Below are 18,633 nucleotides of genomic sequence, written 5' to 3'. Positions count from 1 at the left end.
GGTTATTTTTTTTAATTTACTCCACCAAAGGTAATTATTTTTTTTAGAAAACAAAAAAAGGAAAATATGTGTTCTGAAAAATTATTTTTTGGAAGACCTTTTTTACACGAACAAAAAATGAAGAGCAACGAATATTATTTCGACTTTTTCTTCATCTGAGAAATAATTTTTGAGAAAGTTGCGGTATATTTTAAGGCAACAAAATTGGAATCCTTTTCTGTCCGATTAAAATCTGAAAAACCTAATTTTACCGCTTCTTCCAAACTTCCGTACGCAGCATCATTTTGTTTTTTTCGCGCATCAAAGCAAGCTGATAAATAGGCGTGTTCTGCATTTGTGGGATCTATTGCTGCATAAATTTGATTGAAATGATCGGCAGCATCCCAGGCATTTTTTTGAATGGCATCGCTAATTGTCATGTACGTCGCCAAACTCATAAAACCCAACAATCGTTGGTTCATCAAATAAATATCTTTATCCGACGGCGCATTTAATTTTTTAGTTTCGTCTTTCCACCAACTCACATCTTTGGATTGTAAATCGTCCATGTATTCTTGCTGAATGGCGCGCTCCTTCAGTTCAATAGCAGCTTGTGTTGCAATTGTTTTTTTTACGTTATCGGATGTTCCCAATTCGGCAATCATGTTATTTTCTACCTTCACATCGTACAATCCGGAAAGAAAATTCGACATTTTTCGATAATTCAAATACATGTTATAATCATCGTTTTCTTTTTCATATTTTTTGATGCTTATTTCATTTTCATCTGCTACTAAATTAATTAGTTTATCGTTTTTTGGAATCAATTTATCTTTCATCGCGTTAAGCGTAATCCATTCAAAAGCTTGATTCATAATTTCCACGGGAGCCCACTGGTGCTTACCGTTGTAAACAATTAATTGATGGCGAATATTGGTTCCCATTTTCGCAATTAAATCCTGCATTTCATTGTAATTAAAATCTTTATTCCCAACAATACCGATGTACGAAAAGGGATAAATCGTTCCCGGATCCAATCCGTTTATTCCTGCACCACAGCCGATAACGCCTGTAATTCCAGGAATCATTTCTGCTACAAGTCCAGCTACACGAGCACCTCCCGAAAATCCTGCCAAATAAACACGTTTATTGTCAATCGAAATACGTGCATGCGTATCGTCCATTAAGGTTTGCACAGAAGCATTGATAGCATCCCACGTTGTGCCATTTTGCGAATTGTTAGAACCAATTAAAACGTACCCATATTTTTCTGCTAAATTTTTATACAACGAAACGGGTAAAAGTCCGCTGGCATGCGGATCAAAACAATAAATAACGGGCCATTTTTTATCTGTGCTGTAATTGGAAGGCAAATACAAAGCATACGATTGCAGGCTATCCGATTCACAAATTATTTTCGGAATTTCTTTTCCTTTTGCGAAAGATTCGAAATGTTGTTTTATCGGAGCAACAGTTGTAACGGACGTTTGAAAAGTAGTAACGCCTTTTTTAACTTCATTGTTACTGCAAGATTGAAATTGCAAAAACAATGAACTTATTCCCAGAAATAAATAAATTGCGTACAGTTTCATCGAACCCAAAAGTAATAAAATTTAAACACGTGCGAACTAAATGTAACACACAGAAAAGGATGTCAAAGATATTTTACTATTGGAAATTAAGAGCTTCAAAAAAATAATTTTTTGAATGAAATAACGGGTTGAAAAAATAATTTTTCAACGCCAAAAATTACAACCCAATTGTAAAACCAGCACGGAAAATAGGATTAATATAAATGGAATTTGGTGATTGATTCACATCAAAAAGTATCATTATTACATACGATGAATTGTTGCCGAAAGGCTGACTGTATCCACCTCCAACCAATACGCTGTTTAGATTGATACGATCATTAAAGTAATCATACGTTGGAATATTTAAGACTTCGTATTCCGCATGCGCGAAAATATTATCAAACAAAAAATATTCGGCAAAGGCTCTACCTCCATAAACACTGGAAACAAAATTATAATAACTATCTTGATAATGATAATATTCATACGTAATGCCTACACCCACAGCAAATTGATCGCTTACGCGATAGCCAAACAAAGGTGAAATATCCACCAGCGTTTCAGTGCCAAATTGCAAGCCGAAATTCCCACCCGTATAAGTATGGCTCCAAAAATCAGGTTTGGGCTGCGGAGTCGGACGATGAGTGCGCACAGAATCTCTTTGTCCAGATTGATTTCCATCCTCATCGTATTGAGCAAAACTTTGCAAGGAAAACAAAATAAGCAGCAACAGAAAAATATTTTTTTTACTCACGTCCAAAATTTTTTTGTAAAAATAATCATTATTTGACTGCCTAAATTCGCGAAGGTTAAAATCCCAAATCCAGTAACACATTTTAAGCGTATGTTAGAAAATTGTACATTTGTAAAAATTTTATTTTTCGATTTTACATGAAACAAGCTTCATACCCTCGTTTTAGCCTCGGAAAAGAGCTTACAGCCGAGCAAACGAACTATTTTAACGAACAAGGATATATCCATTTTGAAAATTTTATTTCAAAAGAAAAAGTACAGGAATTAATTTTAGCTGCCGAAGAAGTGGAAAACCGCTGGGCTGCCGAAAAAGTGGAAAAAATAAACGGTGTTCCCATTAAATATGGGGTAAATGAAGAGGGGAGATCCATTGTGCATCGTTTCGCCTTTTTATCACTTCACAGCCAAGCATTTCATGAGTTGTTGCAAGACACTCGCTTTCCTGCATTGTTTCCGCTTTTACAAGCTCCCGGGCGTATTGGCGAAAATGAAAAAGATGGTTTGGTGTTGAATCATTATCTCAATATGGGCAGTAGTAATTTCACCAAAATGGGTTGGCATACCGACTGTTTGCGGGATGTTTTTTACGGAAAAAAAATTATGCCGATGTTAAATGTCGGGATTTATTTGGATGATTCTTCCGATGATAATGGCGGTTTACGCGTGATTCCAGGTTCGCACAAACAAAATTTTATCAAACTTGTTTTTGGAAAAAAATATTTTGTGGACAATACGCCCGATGAAAATGAAATTGCTATCAACGCAAAAGCCGGAGATTTAACCGTGCACGACGGTCGCATGTGGCATCGTGTAGCCTTGTCGCCGCACATTGGTCCAAAAAGCAGAAGAAGAGTAATGTACGTTCCCGTGATTAGCGGAAAATACGCTCCAAAATCAGAAGACAGTCCGACTCAATTGTACCAACGTTTTTCGAAATACGTAAAATAATCCTTCAAAAATATGAGTGAGCAAAAACATTTAGCTCTGATTACCGGAGCCAGCAAAGGTATTGGCAAAGCGATTGCCGAAGTATTGGCAAAACAAAAAGTGGATTTGTTGCTCGTTGCCAGATCTGCGGATATGCTCAAAAATATTGCGGAAGATTTCAGTAAAAAGTACGGCGTAAAAATTAATTTTTTAGCCACCGATTTATCACTTCCCGATGCTGCTGTTACTATTCAAAAATGGTGTTCGGAAAACAATTACAATGTCTCGATTCTCGTGAATAACGCGGGTTACGGACTTTGGGGCAGATTTGATACACTTGAGTTGAGCGAGCAAAAAAACATGATGCAACTCAACATGAATGCCCTTGTAAACATTACGTACGAATTATTGCCGCTCTTAAAAAAACAACCAAAATCATATATTTTAAATATCAGTAGTACTGCCGCTTATCAAGCGGTACCATGCCTTAGCGTGTATGCTGCCACTAAATCTTTTGTGCTTTTATTTTCGCGCGGATTGCGTTACGAATTAAAAAAATCAAACATTTCTGTTACCTGCGTTTGCCCCGGTGCAACGGATACTAATTTTATGGACAGAGCTGGAATGGAAGCCTTGAAAGCTACCGCTGCCAAATTTAATATGCATCCCGAGGATGTTGCGAAAACTGCTGTAAATGCTATGTTTAAAGGCAAAGCAGAAGTATTGCCAGGATGGATGAATTTGGTTTCTGCAAAAATGACTTCCTTTATTCCGAAATCATTGACGGAAAAAATTGCCGGAAATTTATACAATAAATAATTCTTTTTCAATACGTATTTTTGTGCGATGAAAAAATTATTTTTTCTTCTGAAGTATTTCCGTTATCGCATTAAAGCTCTTGATAAACACGGCGTCCATTCTCCTTTTGTTTTTCATTTAATAACAGAAATTTTTGAAAATAAAAATTCGTTTTATGCTTTTAACGCGATTGAAAAATTGCGGCAGAAAATGATTTTATCTTCCGAAATAATTGTGGTGGAAGATTTTGGCGCTGGTTCTAAAAATTTAAAAACTAAAAAAAGAGCCGTAAAGGACATTGCAAAAACATCGGTAAAACCTACCAAATACGGACAATTATTATTTCGGTTAATTCATTATTTCGAATTTAAAAACATCTTAGAATTAGGCACATCACTTGGTATTACGACACTTTATTTAGCGATGCCCGATTCAAACGCAAAAGTTATTTCTATCGAAGGTTGTCCGCAAACGGCGGCGCTTGCAAAAAATAATTTTTCGCAAATAAAATGCAAAAATATCGAATTAATTATCGGAAATTTTGACGAAAAACTTTCTGCTTCGATAAATAAATTGCAAAAATTAGATTTTGTTTTTTTCGATGGAAATCATCGGAAAGAAGCCACCTTAAAGTATTTCAACGAATGTTTAAAAGCCGCACACAACGATTCCCTTTTTGTTTTTGATGACATTCACTGGTCGGCGGAAATGGAAAATGCGTGGGAAATGATCCAGAAAAATAATTCTGTAACCGTTACGATTGATTTGTTTTTTATGGGCTTTGTTTTTTTTCGAAAGGAATTAACGAAACAGGATTTTATTGTGAAATTTTAATTTTCTTCGTATGAAAAAATAATTTTTCAGCGAGTAAAGAACAGCCTTCAAAAAATTAATTTTTCAAAGAGCAAAATAACGTGTTCAAAAAAATATTTTTTTAAACGATAAAATTAGGTTGTTAAATTCCTCGTACCCATTAAGTTCTGCTTTTGTATATATTGTCAATAAGCTGTGCTTACAAATATATTATATTTTTTTCCATTTTATAAGCAAAACACAAGTAACACCACATAAGTTTCGTGCCTACGTGAAGTTATTTCGTTTTTGGAATTTTATATCCCATTTTTTTACGTGGTTTTTTATTTTCTTTTTTCTCTAAAAGTTCATCGAAATACCTAAATACAATTTCAATATTCTTTGTATTGTTTTCTGTTTTCCTTTCCAGCTTTTCTATTGCTAATCGTAATTCCGTGTTTTCAATAAGCATACTTTGTAATCTAACAAAGACTTCTAAAATCCGGATACTCATTTGTCTTGCTCTTGAACTTTTTAAAACATTTGCGAGTTGTAAAACGCCTAACTGAGTGAAAACCATTGGCGAATAACGTGTTCCGCCTCTTCCTGTTTTTGAGATCGCAAATTGCGACTTCAAAGAGATAAATTCCTGCGCTGTTAATTCAAACATAAAATGATTGGGGAATATGTCCTTATTGCGGTTTACTGCTCGCTTTAAGCTCTTTGTTTCTACCTGATATAATTCTGCTAAATCTGCATCTAACATCACCTTTTGTCCTCTAATGTAATAAATCTTACTCATTACTACTTCATCGGATATTATTACTGCGATTTCTTGTTTTGCCATATTTTTTGAGAGCTTGTAGATATCTCCATTTGTAATATCTTTTAATGATACAAATCTACTTTTTTATTTTTTGAGGTGCCAAATTGGTACCTCAAAAAAGGTATCCCATTTTCCGTAAGCATGAAGCTGAAGTATTGGCTGTAACTACAAAAATTAATTTTTCGTCCACCTAAAGATAGTAAATCGGTTTAATCTTTTAAGTGAAAAAAGCCCTTCGAAAAATTAATTTTTCGAAGGGCAAAATAAGGTTTTCAAAAAAATATTTTTTTAAACGATAAAATTATTCTGTCAAATTCGCAACTAAAAATTCACGGTTCATGCGCGCAATATTTTCAAGCGAAATTTCTTTCGGACATTCTATTTCGCAAGCACCGGTTGTACTGCAATTTCCGAAACCTTCAGCATCCATTGCCGCCACCATTTTTTTCACGCGGTCAGCTCTTTCCACTTGTCCTTGCGGCAATAAAGCGAGTTGAGAAACTTTCGCACTTACAAAAAGCACCGCAGAAGAGTTTTTACACGTAGCCACGCAAGCGCCGCAGCCAATGCAAGCGGCAGCATCAAAAGCAGCATCCGCATCGTGTTTTGGAATGGGAATACAATTGGCATCTTGAGCATTTCCGGTATTAACGGAAACAAATCCGCCAGCAGAAATAATTCGATCGAACGAAGAGCGATCCACCACTAAATCTTTAATTACCGGAAACGATTTCGCTCTCCAAGGTTCGACCACAATCGTTTCTCCATCTTTAAAATGGCGCATGTGCAACTGACAAGTGGTGGTTCCTTTTAGCGGTCCGTGCGGTCTGCCATTGATGAACATACTACACATTCCGCAAATTCCTTCGCGGCAATCGTGATCAAATGCAATCGGCTCTTCGCCTTTATTGATAAGCGATTCGTTGAGTACGTCAAACATTTCGAGAAACGACATATCAGTAGAAACATCTGTTACTTTATACGTAACAAAGTTCCCTGCTTCTTTGGAGTTTTTTTGTCTCCATACTTTTAATGTGAGATTCATAGTTTTAATTTTATATTTTAAAATTTCGCTACGCTATTTTAGCGATTATATATTTCATTAAATTCAAATGTTCTGGCAATCTTTTGTGTATTTTTTCGTAATAATCTTCGCTATACAAATGACTTAATAAATTCCTATCGTCCACCATCAAAATTAATTTTTCGCATTCCGATTCGTTGATGTATCCATTCTAAAACAAGCCTCAATAAACATTTTTAGGGGCAGTTGCTATTAAACCATTTTTTTCTTCTAACGCTATTTTTACTGTTTTCCAAAGTATTTCCGAAAAATATTCAATTTTTTGAATTTGACCATTTTGAATCAGGTCTGAAACCTCTTCAGTGAAAGAAAATAAATTTACTTTCAAGGCTTCGTCTAAACTCGCGACGGCTTTTTTTAAATCATTTAATTTATGATGATATTTTTCGGTTGGTTCCATGCTACAATTTTCTGTAATGCAACTTTTTTAAAATCCTCCGACACTTCTAAAAAATCAATAATATCAACATGATAAGGAATGATAGATTCTTCCAATTCTTCCTTCATTTTTGCTTTCAACAATAGCGGAAAAATATTTTTCCCAATTATTCCAACATCAATATCCGAAGTACGATTTGCACTTCCATTTGCTCTGGAACCAAATAAAAAAACAGCATAATTATTCTTTTCGATGTGATTCAAAATAATTTTTTTTGCGATGTTTAAATATTTGGTTTCGGTATTCATTATTTATAACTTCTTTGTTTCAATGCAATGGCTTCGAATTTCAATTCTTCTTTGTGCAAAACAGAAGGTTCACCAACGCCTTTAAATTCCCAAGCAGCTACGTAGGCATACAAATCATCGTTACGTTTTGCTTCGCCTTCTTCGGTCTGTGATTCTTCGCGAAAATGTCCTCCACACGATTCTTTTCTATTTTGTGCATCGTCCACAAGCAATTCACCTAATTCAAAAAAGTCGGCAACGCGACCTGCTTTTTCCAATTCCGGATTAAATTCGTTGGCTGTTCCGGGAACTTTTACATCTTTCCAAAATTCAACTCTCAATTCGCGAATCATCGCTTTGGCTTTTGTTAAACCAGCTTCATTACGAGCCATTCCACAATATTCCCACATAATTTTTCCGAGATGTTTGTGAAAATGATCTACTGATTTTGTGCCTTTTATTCCTAATAATTTAGCGATAACATCTTGCACACTTTTTTCTGCTTCCGCAAAAGCGGGATGATCAGTAGGAATTGGTTTAGTGCCAATTTCTTTCGCGAGATATTCGCCAATTGTATAAGGAATAACGAAATAACCATCCGCCAAACCTTGCATCAATGCAGATGCACCCAAACGATTCGCGCCGTGATCGGAAAAATTGCATTCGCCCAAAGCATACAAGCCGTTTATAGTAGTCATTAAATTGTAATCTACCCACAAACCGCCCATTGTATAATGCACCGCAGGATAAATACGCATCGGTGTTTTGTATGGATTTTCGCCTGTAATTTTTTCGTACATCTCGAACAAATTTCCGTAACGTGCGCTCACTACGTCGTGTCCTAAACGACCAATGGCTTCTGAAAAATCCAGATAAACCGCCAGTTTGGAAGTTCCAACACCATAACCTTCGTCGCAACGTTGTTTCGCAGCACGCGATGCCACATCTCGCGGAACTAAATTTCCGTAAGCAGGATATTTTCTTTCCAAATAATAATCTCTTTCTTCTTCTGGAATATCGGTTGGTTTGCGTGCATCTCCTTTTTTCTTCGGCACCCAAATACGTCCGTCATTTCTCAAGGATTCCGACATCAATGTTAATTTCGATTGATGATCTCCTGAAACAGGAATACATGTTGGATGAATCTGTGTATAACATGGATTCGCGAAAAAAGCACCCTTTTTATAGGCTTTCCAAGCTGCCGTAGCATTTGATCCCATTGCATTAGTGGATAAATAAAACACATTTCCGTAGCCGCCAGTTGCTAAAATAACCGCATGCCCAAAATGACGTTCTAATTTTCCTGTGATTAAATCACGCGCAATAATTCCACGCGCTTTTCCATCAATAATAACCGTTTCCAACATTTCATGACGGTTGTGCATTGTAATTTGTTTCTTCCCAATTTGTCTGCTTAACGCGCTGTATGCACCTAGCAATAATTGTTGTCCAGTTTGTCCGCGCGCATAAAACGTACGCGATACTTGTACCCCGCCGAAGGAACGATTATCAAGCAAGCCACCATATTCTCTGGCAAAAGGAACGCCTTGCGCCACACACTGATCAATAATATTCGCACTTACTTCAGAAAGCCTATAAACATTGGATTCGCGCGATCTATAATCACCACCTTTAACAGTATCGTAAAATAAACGATACGTGCTATCGCCATCGTTCGCATAATTTTTTGCTGCGTTGATACCTCCTTGAGCCGCGATACTGTGCGCTCTACGTGGTGAATCTTGGAAACAAAAAACTTTTACCTTATAACCCATTTCGGCTAAACTGGCTGCTGCCGATGCTCCAGCAAGTCCTGAACCAACAACAATGATTTCAATATGTCTTTTATTGGTAGGATTTACAAGTGCAACGTGCGATTTGTACAAGGTCCATTTTTCTGCTACGGATCCTTCCGGAATTTTTGAATCTAATTTTGACATTTCTGTACCGAATTATGTGTTGAAAAAATATTTTTTTAGCTAACGATTCCGAAATAAAAAAGTATCGGAAATGAAATAAAACCAATAGTCATGATAAGCGCAAATCCACTGCCTATTGCACTCAACAAAGAAGTGTATTTTTTATTTTTCAATCCCAAAGATTGAAATGCCGATTGAAAACCGTGGTTGAGATGCGCCCCCAACATAACCACTCCAAGGCAATAAATGCTTACGTATAATCCAGAATGAAAAACAATTAATAACGTTTGATAATACGTTTGCGTAGCATCCAAATTACCAATACGGTGCGGAATAAAAAAGTTGTACAGATGTAAACATAAAAAAATCAAAACGATTAATCCGCTCACAATCATATTACGCGAAAACCAAGAGCTGTTGGCCGAATCATTTTTTACGGCATATTTAATCGGACGTGCTTTTCTGTTTTGAAGCGTAATTCCAATTCCATAAATAATGTGGATAAAAAACGTAGCGAACAAACCGATTTCGATAATTCGGATTATCAAACTGCCCGTCATATCTTTTGTATACTGATCAAAAGCGACGCCGTTATCGTGCTTGTAAAGCATTATGTTTCCGTAGAGATGTTCAATTAAAAAGGCGCTGAGGAAAAGTCCTGTGCAAGCCATCAAAATTTTTTTTCCTAAAGACGAAGCGAAGAATTGTAGAAACTTATTCATAGTGTAGAAAGCGGTTTTTGTTTTAAAAATTAATTGTTTCAGCTAATATTACGCAGTAATTATATTTCTAATTAATAATTATATAATTTTACAAACAGCAAATTTAGAGTACAAATGTATAATGCAGATTTATTTCTATCAAGTAAAAAATTTATTTAAAACAATTCTTAATTAACAATCCTTTAAAATCAAGGCTTATGAAATACTCATCCATCCCTTCTTCTTTGTTTATCGAAAACAGAAAACGTTTTGCGAAACAATTAAAATCAAATTCATTGGCTGTTTTTAATTCAAATGATATTATGCCCACCAATGCTGATGGATCCATGGCTTTCATTCAAAATACTGATTTATTTTATTTATCAGGAATTGACCAAGAAGAAAGTATTTTATTGATTTATCCGGATGCCAAAGAAGCTGCGCATCGCGAAATCCTTTTTTTGCGCGAAACCAACGGTACCATTGCTATTTGGGAAGGACATAAATATACAAAAGAAGAAGCTACACAAACTTCGGGCATTAAAAAAGTGTATTGGATTTCTCAATTCGAAACTGTTTTTGCCGCATTAATGGCGGAATGCGATCATGTTTATTTAAATACCAATGAACATACGCGCGCGCATATTGTGGTGGAAACCCGCGATGCACGCTTCATTAAGGAATGTAAAAGTCATTTTCCGCTGCACGAATACGAACGCTCCGCTCCTATCATGCAAAATTTAAGAGCCATTAAATCTGCGGAAGAAATAAAGTTAATGCAACAAGCGTGCAACATTACCGAAAAAGGGTTCCGAAGAATATTATCTTTTGTAAAACCTGGCGTTTGGGAATACGAAATTGAAGCCGAATTAATACACGAATTTACACGAAATCGCTCGCGTGGGTTTGCTTACGGACCCATCATTGCATCGGGTCTAAATGCCTGCGTTTTACATTATGTGGAAAACAATAAACAATGTAAAAGCGGTGATGTAATTTTGATGGATGTGGCTGCTGAATATGGAAATTATGCTTCGGATATGACGCGTGCAGTACCCGTTAGCGGGAAATTTACCAAACGTCAAAAAGAAGTGTATAATTCCGTTTTGCATGTGATGCGTGGCGCGATGAAAATGTTGAAAGTAGGAAATAACATTACGGATTATCACAAAGCGGTAGGCGTTTTAATGGAAGAACAATTGATAAAATTAGGCTTGTTAAAAGCGGCTGATGTGAAAAAACAAAATCCAGAAAATCCTTTGTATAAAAAATATTGTATGCACGGAATTTCACATTTTTTGGGATTAGATGTTCACGACATTGGCAGCAAATACCGCAAGTTTGAAGCAGGAATGGTTTTTACCTGCGAACCTGGATTTTATATTCCGGAAGAAAAATTAGGCATTCGTTTGGAAGATGATATTTTAATTACCGCAAAAGGTCCGGTAAATTTAATGGTAAATATTCCGATTGAAGCTGATGAAATTGAAGCATTAATGGCTTCAAAAAAATAATTTTTTGAACGCCTAAATTTCAATTTCAAAAAAAACAAACGCGAAAAGATAATTTTTCAAGTCGCAAAATTTAATGTTTCAATACACCCAATTTAGAAACGCCCGCATTCGTTTTTCCGACAAAGGAAAAGGCAGAACGATTGTTTTATTGCACGGTTTTCCGCTTTCGCTGGAAATGTGGAAAGAATTTTCAGACGAGCTCTCCAAAAAATTTCGCATCATCTGCATCGACCTTCCCGGACACGGAGAAAGCGATTGCATTGGTTATGTGCATTCGATGGAATTGATGGCAGAATGCGTAAAAGTGGTGATGGATTTTTTGCATTTGCGAAAATATATTTTAGTCGGACATTCCATGGGAGGCTATACTACAATGGCTTTTGCTGAATTATTTCCCGATAATTTAAAAGGTATTTGTTTGTTTCATTCTTCTGCTTTGGCAGATACCGACGCGAAAAAAAAAGACCGCGATCGCTCCATTCAATTGGTGAAAAAACATCCGAAACAATTTACGAATCAGTTAGCCGAGAATTTATTTTTCGAAAAAAATAAAACTCGTTTCAAAAAAGAAATTTCGTTTTTGAAAATTATTTTTTCAAATACCTCGCAGCGAAGCATTATAGCGTGTTTACAAGGAATGAAAGATCGTAAAAACAGGGAAATGATTTTGAAATTTTCCAACTATCCCATTTTATTTATCATCGGAAAAAAAGATGGCATTATTCCGCCGGAATTAATTTTACCACAAACCGAATTACCCGAAAAAAAAGAAATTTTATTATTGGACAATGTTGGTCATGCAGGTTTCTACGAAGCAAAACAAGAAATTTTAAACGCTCTAATTGTCTTCGCGAAAAAATGTTTTTGACTTACGCAATCTCTTTTTGAAAAATAAATTTCCAGCCTTCAAAAAAATAATTTTTCAAACGTGATTTTTATTAAAATATCTGTTTTGTACTAACAACAGATATTGCCTATATTTGTAACCCGAGCAAAAAAAACTCAGCAATGGAACAGACAGACCTTTTAGAAAAAAATTTTCAGGCAAAAATAGATGCCAACGAATACATCGAGCCGAAAGATTATATGCCCGAAGCCTACCGGAAACAATTGATTCGGCAAATGTCGCAACACGCGCATTCCGAAATTGTAGGAATGTTGCCCGAAGGAAATTGGATAACGCGAGCTCCGAGTTTACGCTCCAAACTTATTTTATTAGCAAAAGTACAAGACGAAGCTGGACACGGTTTATATTTATACAGCGCTACGGAAACACTTGGTATTAGTCGCGGAGAATTGTTAGATCAACTGCACAGCGGCAAAGCAAAATACTCCAGTATTTTTAATTATCCTTCGCTTACTTGGGCAGATATGGGCGCGATTGGTTGGTTGGTGGATGGTGCTGCAATTGTAAATCAGGTGATGTTGCAACGTTGTTCCTTCGGACCTTATGCGCGTGCAATGGTGCGGATTTGCAAGGAAGAAAGTTTTCATCAACGCCAAGGATATGAAATTATGGCGCACCTTTCCAAAGGAACTCCGGAACAAAAAGCAATGGCACAAGATGCGCTAAACCGTTGGTGGTGGCCTTCTGTGATGATGTTTGGTCCGAACGATGAACATTCTCCGAACAGTGCGCAATCCATGAAATGGAAAATTAAAAGAGAAAGCAACGATGACTTGCGTCAGAAATTTATTGATAGAACCGTTGCTCAAGCCGATTTAATCGGATTAAAAATTCCGGATAAAGATTTAAAATGGAATGCAGAAAAAGGACATTATGATTTCGGAGAAATTAATTGGGACGAATTTTTTAATGTAATAAAAGGAAACGGACCTTGTAATAGTGAACGTTTAAATGCACGTAAAACCGCTCACGAAAATGGAGCTTGGGTGCGAGCAGCCACGAAAGCGCACGCCGAAAAAAAGACTAATAAAATGCAAGCTGCTTAAAAAAATATTTTCTCAACACCTCAAATTTTCAAATAAAATGAGCACAACAACAGACGATCAAGGTATTTTATGGGAAATATTTGTACAAACAAAACCCGGATTACCGCATAAACACGTAGGAAGTTTACATGCTGCCGACAAAGAAACGGCTTTGCAAAATGCACGCGATGTATATACGCGCAGAGGCGAAGGCACAAACCTTTGGGTGGTTCCAGCCCTTGCTATCACAGCTTCTTCTCCCGAAGATATTGGTTCATTTTTCGATCCGGCAAACGATAAAGTGTATCGTCATCCTACCTTTTACACATTGCCTGAAGGCGTTAAATACATTTAAGCCATGGCAGAAAAAGAAAAAATTCAACACGCTTTATTCCAATATTGTTTGCGTCTTGCCGATAATAGTTTGATTTTAGGTCATCGACTTTCGGAGTGGTGTGGGCACGGTCCTGTTTTAGAAGAAGACATTGCGCTTACAAATATCGCGTTAGATCATATCGGACATGCGCGTGCTTTGCTGCAATATGCGGCACAAGTAGAAGGTAAAAATAGAACAGAAGATGATTTGGCTTTTCTCCGCAAGGAACATGAATTTTACAATACCATGTTGGCGGAACAGCTGAATGGCGATTTTGGAAAAACAATTGTACGCCAATTTTTTACGGATGTTTTCGATTTCTATTTTTATCAGGAATTAAGTAAAAGTTCCGACGAAATGCTTGCTGCCATTGCAGCTAAATCCTTTAAAGAAATGACGTATCATTTGCGCCACAGCAGCGAATGGGTAATTCGCTTGGGCGATGGGACAGAAGAAAGTCATCAGCGTATTCAAAAATCGGTGAATGATTTATGGATGTTTACTGGAGAATTTTTTGAGATGAATGAAGTGGACGAAATTTTACTGAAAGAAAAAATTGCAGTTGATTTATCGAAAGTAAAATCACTTTGGGAGAAAAAAGTTTTCGAAGTATTAAAAACAGCAACACTCGTAAAGCCCGAATCTACTTGGATGCAAACAGGCAGTCGCAAAGGATTTCATACGGAACATCTTGGATTTTTATTGGCAGAAATGCAATATTTACCGAGAGCATATCCGGATGCAAAATGGTAACAAATTAAATTTTAAAATTTTCAAAAATGCTTTTTGACGAAGCGCAAATACGGAATTTTCTCAGCGAAGTGATGGATCCGGAAGTTCCTGTATTGAGCATTTTGGATTTAGGCATCGTAAAAAATATTTTTTCGAACGGAGAAAAAACTGAAATTACGATTACTCCAACCTACACTGGATGTCCTGCTATGAAAGTGATTGAGGACGATATCAAATCAAAACTTCACGAAAAAGGAATTCAAAATGTTAGCATAAAAACAGTTTACGCGCCAGCTTGGACAACCGATTGGATAAGCGAATCTGGAAAAGAAAAATTAAAAAAATACGGCATCGCTCCGCCTGAAAAAACAAGTTCTGATAAAAATTCTTTAACAGGAAAAGAAAAAAAAATTCAATGTCCGCAATGCCATTCTTTACATACGGAAATGATCAGCCAATTTGGATCTACGGCTTGTAAAGCCCTTTATAAATGCCTCGATTGCTTGGAACCTTTCGATTATTTTAAATGCATCTAAAAAATATTTTATGGAATTGATACACTTCGAACTCGAAAATAATGTTGCCAAAATAAAGTTAAATCGCCCTGAAAAATTCAACAGCTTTAACAGAGAAATGGCTTTGCAATTGCAAGAAAAATTAAGCATTTGCGAAACCGATAAAAATATACGTGCTGTTTTTATATATGCTGAAGGGAAAGCATTTTGCGCCGGACAAGATTTGTCGGAAGCTGTTGATGCAAATGGTCCAGTAATCGAAAAAATTGTGCGCGAACATTACAATCCGATTATTCAAAAAATCAGAACCATCGAAAAACCTATTGTTTGTGGGGTAAACGGAGTTGCTGCCGGAGCAGGTGCCAGTTTAGCATTGGCTTGCGATATTGTTATTGCTGCTAATTCCGCAGCATTTATTCAAGCGTTTAGTAAAATCGGATTAATACCTGACAGTGGTGCCACCTTTTTTCTCCCGCGTTATATCGGCTTACAAAAAGCGGCTGCTTTAATGATGCTCGGAGATAAAATAATGGCGACTGAAGCGCAACAAATGGGAATGATTTACAAAACATTTGACGATGCGAATTTTTTTCAAGAAGCTTTGAACATTGCTAACACATTGGCTTCAATGCCGACGCGCGGAATTGGTTTAACAAAACAGTTACTCAACAAATCCATGAACAATACGCTGGAACAACAATTGGATTTAGAAGCTGATATGCAAGTAAAAGCAGCACAGACACACGATCATCAAGAAGGTGTAAAGGCTTTTTTCGAAAAAAGAAAACCTGTTTTTAAAGGAGAATAAATTGCATTCAAAAAATTATTTTTTCGAAGACCTTTTTCCTCGCCAAAAATCATCTCTGCAAAATTATTTTTTCAACAAGAAAAATATTAATTTAATAGACAACTTGCGAAAATTATAAAATCGTTTATATTTGTTTTGTATTTAAAAAAAGAAAATATTTTTTTTAGCATCAAAATCGAAACAAAATATGAAACATTTTTTCTTTGTAATCGCACTTTTTTTAATTGGAAAAACAGCAATGTCGCAAGACACAATTGTGCAAACCAATGGCATCAAGATCATTGCGGTAGTGCAGGAAGTAGGAACTACGGAAATCAAATATAAAAAATACGAAAATCGGCAAACCAGTCCTGTTTATTCCATCCCGAAAGATCAAGTAAGTATGATCAAATATGCTGATGGGACAAAAGATGTATTCAACGCAGGCAATTCGCCAACAGGAACAAGACCTCCTGTGCCGCCGGTAGCTCCGCCTCCTGTTAAACCGATTGATGCTCCGCCTCCGCCACAAAAACCAACAACCGTTGTTGCAGCTCCTAAAACACATTATCTTTATTTTGGTGTTCGCGCTTCGCTTTTTAATAGCTATAATGGAGGCGATATCGATTCGTATTGGAAAAATTTATTTGCTTCGGAAACGGCTTCTGGAGATGGCGGACTTCAATTAGATCAAGGAGGTCCTTCGTTTAAAAGTATTTTTATCGGAAATTCTTTTAAATTAAGCGAAGTAGATAATTTGAATTTAGAATTTCAGGTTGATATTTCTGCTTCGCATGCTGTGTACAACACGGCTGTTTTTTTAGATGGTTCCAACGGAGATTTATATTTTAATTTATTGGGAATGAATCTTTCAGGGCAATACCTGCGTGGCTTAGATCCTTTGGATGCATTTCAAGCGGGTGGAGAATTAGGTATTGATTATGGATTCTTGTTTGGTTCCGAAAACGACAATCTTTACATCGGAAATGCAAAAACTACTACAAATGTTATTAGAACATATTCCGGAAATGGTTTTGGATTGCATGTTGCAACTGTCGGAAAATATTTTTTCGGTGCTCAAAAAACATTTGGATTGGAAGTCAGAGCTGGATATCGTATTTTATCTACGGATGCAACTTCTTCGTTCGGCTATCCGACCAATAATAATATGACTATTAGCTGGAGCGGCACTTTTGTAACAGCCGGAATTGTTGTCCAAATTAAAGCTCCGACAAAAAGAAGGTCTTAGAGCCTGTTTAAAATTGCGTTCAAAAAATTATTTTTTCGGAGCACTAAAAAATCCCTTTATATTTGTTGGATGAATTCAGCTTTTTACGGCAATTTTAAATTAGGAATACTTGGCGGCGGACAATTAGGACGCATGTTGGTGCAGGAAGCTATCAATTTAAGTCTATCGGTGGCGATATTAGATCCCGATAAAAATGCACCTTGTAAAGAAATTGTTTCTGATTTTACTGTTGGCGATATTCGTGATTTTGAAACAGTATATCAATTCGGAAAAACCGTTAATTTATTGACTATTGAAATTGAACACGTAAATGTGGATGCGCTCGAACGCCTCGAAAAAGAAGGCTTGGCAGTTTATCCACAGCCAAATATTTTGCGAATGATTCAAGACAAAGGTTTGCAAAAAAAATTTTACAGCGAGCATAATTTTCCTACTGCCGATTATTTTTTATCGGAAAATAAATTAGAAACGCTTTCGCATAAAGCGCATTTTCCTTTTATGCAAAAACTCCGTAAAGGCGGTTATGACGGAAAAGGCGTAATGAAATTAAGCAACGAATCAGACATTGAAAAATCATTTGATGCGCCTAGTGTGTTGGAAAAATTAATTGATTTCGAAAAAGAAATTTCGGTGATTGTTGCCAGAAATAAATCGGGTGAAAGTGCTTGTTTTCCTGCTGTTGAAATGGAATTTAATGCAGAAGCTAATCTGGTAGAATTTTTATTTTCTCCGGCTGATATTTCTGAAAAGACAGAAAAAAAATCAACTGAAATCGCACTTCAAATAGTTGAAAAATTAGGAATTGTCGGTTTGCTTGCTGTTGAAATGTTTGTTACAAAAGATGGAGAAATCTTAGTAAACGAAATGGCTCCTCGTCCGCACAACAGCGGACATCAAACAATTGAAGGAAATTTCACATCGCAATACGCGCAGCATTTACGTGCTATTTTAAATTTGCCTTTGGGCGATACAAAAATCAGTTCACCCAGTGTAATGGTAAATTTATTGGGCGATAAAAATTTTCAAGGCGATGTCAAATACGAAGGATTAGAAGCAGTTTTAGCGGAAAAAGAAGTTTATGTACATCTGTACGGAAAAAAAATGACAAAGCCTTTTCGAAAGATGGGGCACGTAACTATTCTTGCTGAAACTATTGAAAAAGCGAAGAAAAAAGCAATATTCGTAAAAGAAAAATTAAAAGTTATTTCGTAAAAAAATAAAAATGAAAGCACTTGTAGGTATTATCATGGGTAGCCAATCCGATTTAACGGTGATGAACGAAGCCGCATTGGTATTGGACAAACTCGAAATTCCGTTTGAAATAAGTATTGTTTCAGCGCATCGTACGCCTGAGAAAATGCTGGAATACGGCAAAACTGCAGTCGCCAGAGGCTTAAAAGTAATTATTGCAGGTGCTGGTGGTGCCGCACATTTACCTGGAATGACGGCGTCTCACACGCCACTTCCAGTTATCGGAGTACCCATAAAATCAAGTAATTCGATAGATGG

21 protein-coding genes are annotated in these 18,633 nt (G+C 36.4%); 13 read left to right on the top strand and 8 right to left on the bottom strand.

The window, feature by feature from the left end; all coding sequences use genetic code 11:
* Positions 1-134: 134 nt before the first annotated feature.
* Both ABIZ51_01030 and ABIZ51_01025 read right to left on the bottom strand, forming a co-directional pair.
* Entirely contained in the window at positions 135-1,571 is a 1,437-nt protein-coding gene (locus ABIZ51_01030) for a PHB depolymerase family esterase (protein ID MEO7087358.1), read from the bottom strand.
* Between the two features lie 157 nt (positions 1,572-1,728).
* Positions 1,729-2,307: a hypothetical protein gene (locus ABIZ51_01025; protein MEO7087357.1), complete on the bottom strand. Its 579-nt coding sequence runs from the start codon at positions 2,305-2,307 to the stop codon at positions 1,729-1,731.
* Between the two features lie 137 nt (positions 2,308-2,444).
* On the opposite strand from ABIZ51_01025, the gene ABIZ51_01020 reads away from it, so the two are divergent.
* The 3 genes from ABIZ51_01020 to ABIZ51_01010 are packed head-to-tail and all read left to right on the top strand — an operon-like array spanning position 2,445 to position 4,865.
* Positions 2,445-3,254 (top strand): phytanoyl-CoA dioxygenase family protein, encoded by an 810-nt coding sequence (locus ABIZ51_01020; protein ID MEO7087356.1) that lies wholly within the window; start codon positions 2,445-2,447, stop codon positions 3,252-3,254.
* A 12-nt stretch (positions 3,255-3,266) separates the two neighbouring features.
* Positions 3,267-4,052, top strand: a complete 786-nt coding sequence (locus ABIZ51_01015; GenBank protein MEO7087355.1) for an SDR family oxidoreductase — start codon at positions 3,267-3,269, stop codon at positions 4,050-4,052.
* Between the two features lie 27 nt (positions 4,053-4,079).
* Positions 4,080-4,865: a class I SAM-dependent methyltransferase gene (locus tag ABIZ51_01010; protein ID MEO7087354.1), complete on the top strand. Its 786-nt coding sequence runs from the start codon at positions 4,080-4,082 to the stop codon at positions 4,863-4,865.
* 256 nt (positions 4,866-5,121) lie between these two features.
* On the opposite strand, the gene ABIZ51_01005 is transcribed toward ABIZ51_01010, so the two are convergent.
* From ABIZ51_01005 to ABIZ51_00980, 6 genes are all read right to left on the bottom strand, one after another.
* Positions 5,122-5,670, bottom strand: a complete 549-nt coding sequence (locus tag ABIZ51_01005) for an ORF6N domain-containing protein (protein ID MEO7087353.1) — start codon at positions 5,668-5,670, stop codon at positions 5,122-5,124.
* Positions 5,671-5,950: 280 nt separating this feature from the next.
* Complete coding sequence (locus ABIZ51_01000) at positions 5,951-6,694, bottom strand: succinate dehydrogenase/fumarate reductase iron-sulfur subunit (GenBank protein ID MEO7087352.1); 744 nt, start codon at positions 6,692-6,694, stop codon at positions 5,951-5,953.
* A gap of 202 nt (positions 6,695-6,896) precedes the next feature.
* Positions 6,897-7,133, bottom strand: coding sequence for a nucleotidyltransferase substrate binding protein (locus tag ABIZ51_00995; GenBank protein ID MEO7087351.1), 237 nt, complete (start codon positions 7,131-7,133; stop codon positions 6,897-6,899).
* Positions 7,100-7,420, bottom strand: a complete 321-nt coding sequence (locus ABIZ51_00990) for a nucleotidyltransferase domain-containing protein (GenBank protein ID MEO7087350.1) — start codon at positions 7,418-7,420, stop codon at positions 7,100-7,102. Before ABIZ51_00990 ends, ABIZ51_00995 begins: the two co-directional genes overlap by 34 nt.
* Positions 7,420-9,339 (bottom strand): fumarate reductase/succinate dehydrogenase flavoprotein subunit, encoded by a 1,920-nt coding sequence (locus tag ABIZ51_00985; GenBank protein MEO7087349.1) that lies wholly within the window; start codon positions 9,337-9,339, stop codon positions 7,420-7,422. Before ABIZ51_00985 ends, ABIZ51_00990 begins: the two co-directional genes overlap by 1 nt.
* Positions 9,340-9,374: 35 nt before the next feature.
* Positions 9,375-10,040 (bottom strand): succinate dehydrogenase cytochrome b subunit, encoded by a 666-nt coding sequence (locus ABIZ51_00980; protein MEO7087348.1) that lies wholly within the window; start codon positions 10,038-10,040, stop codon positions 9,375-9,377.
* A gap of 197 nt (positions 10,041-10,237) precedes the next feature.
* On the opposite strand from ABIZ51_00980, the gene ABIZ51_00975 reads away from it, so the two are divergent.
* The 10 genes from ABIZ51_00975 to ABIZ51_00930 form a co-directional block, all read left to right on the top strand.
* The gene (locus tag ABIZ51_00975) at positions 10,238-11,533 is read left to right on the top strand and encodes an aminopeptidase P N-terminal domain-containing protein (GenBank protein ID MEO7087347.1); all 1,296 of its coding nucleotides are present in this window, start codon (positions 10,238-10,240) and stop codon (positions 11,531-11,533) included.
* A gap of 73 nt (positions 11,534-11,606) precedes the next feature.
* Entirely contained in the window at positions 11,607-12,401 is a 795-nt protein-coding gene (locus ABIZ51_00970) for an alpha/beta hydrolase (GenBank protein MEO7087346.1), read from the top strand.
* Between the two features lie 140 nt (positions 12,402-12,541).
* The gene (gene paaA, locus ABIZ51_00965; protein ID MEO7087345.1) at positions 12,542-13,486 is read left to right on the top strand and encodes a 1,2-phenylacetyl-CoA epoxidase subunit PaaA; all 945 of its coding nucleotides are present in this window, start codon (positions 12,542-12,544) and stop codon (positions 13,484-13,486) included.
* Positions 13,487-13,523: 37 nt separating this feature from the next.
* On the top strand, positions 13,524-13,820 hold the full coding sequence (paaB, locus tag ABIZ51_00960) for a 1,2-phenylacetyl-CoA epoxidase subunit PaaB (protein MEO7087344.1): 297 nt from the start codon (positions 13,524-13,526) through the stop codon (positions 13,818-13,820).
* A 3-nt stretch (positions 13,821-13,823) separates the two neighbouring features.
* Positions 13,824-14,594 carry a 1,2-phenylacetyl-CoA epoxidase subunit PaaC gene (paaC, locus tag ABIZ51_00955; protein ID MEO7087343.1) on the top strand — a complete coding sequence of 257 codons (771 nt, stop codon included), beginning with the start codon at positions 13,824-13,826 and terminating at the stop codon, positions 14,592-14,594.
* A gap of 26 nt (positions 14,595-14,620) precedes the next feature.
* Positions 14,621-15,109 carry a 1,2-phenylacetyl-CoA epoxidase subunit PaaD gene (paaD, locus tag ABIZ51_00950; protein ID MEO7087342.1) on the top strand — a complete coding sequence of 163 codons (489 nt, stop codon included), beginning with the start codon at positions 14,621-14,623 and terminating at the stop codon, positions 15,107-15,109.
* Between the two features lie 10 nt (positions 15,110-15,119).
* Complete coding sequence (locus ABIZ51_00945) at positions 15,120-15,896, top strand: enoyl-CoA hydratase-related protein (protein MEO7087341.1); 777 nt, start codon at positions 15,120-15,122, stop codon at positions 15,894-15,896.
* A 187-nt stretch (positions 15,897-16,083) separates the two neighbouring features.
* Positions 16,084-17,124: a hypothetical protein gene (locus ABIZ51_00940; GenBank protein ID MEO7087340.1), complete on the top strand. Its 1,041-nt coding sequence runs from the start codon at positions 16,084-16,086 to the stop codon at positions 17,122-17,124.
* 69 nt (positions 17,125-17,193) lie between these two features.
* Positions 17,194-18,336, top strand: a complete 1,143-nt coding sequence (locus ABIZ51_00935) for a 5-(carboxyamino)imidazole ribonucleotide synthase (protein ID MEO7087339.1) — start codon at positions 17,194-17,196, stop codon at positions 18,334-18,336.
* A 10-nt stretch (positions 18,337-18,346) separates the two neighbouring features.
* Positions 18,347-18,633: AIR carboxylase family protein (locus ABIZ51_00930; GenBank protein MEO7087338.1), on the top strand; the 287-nt coding region annotated here is incomplete at its 3' end.

It is taken from the genome of Bacteroidia bacterium, from assembly GCA_039924845.1.
Classification (GTDB): Bacteria; Bacteroidota; Bacteroidia; order DATLTG01; family DATLTG01; genus DATLTG01.
This window is presented reverse-complemented; position numbering and strand designations above follow the sequence as displayed.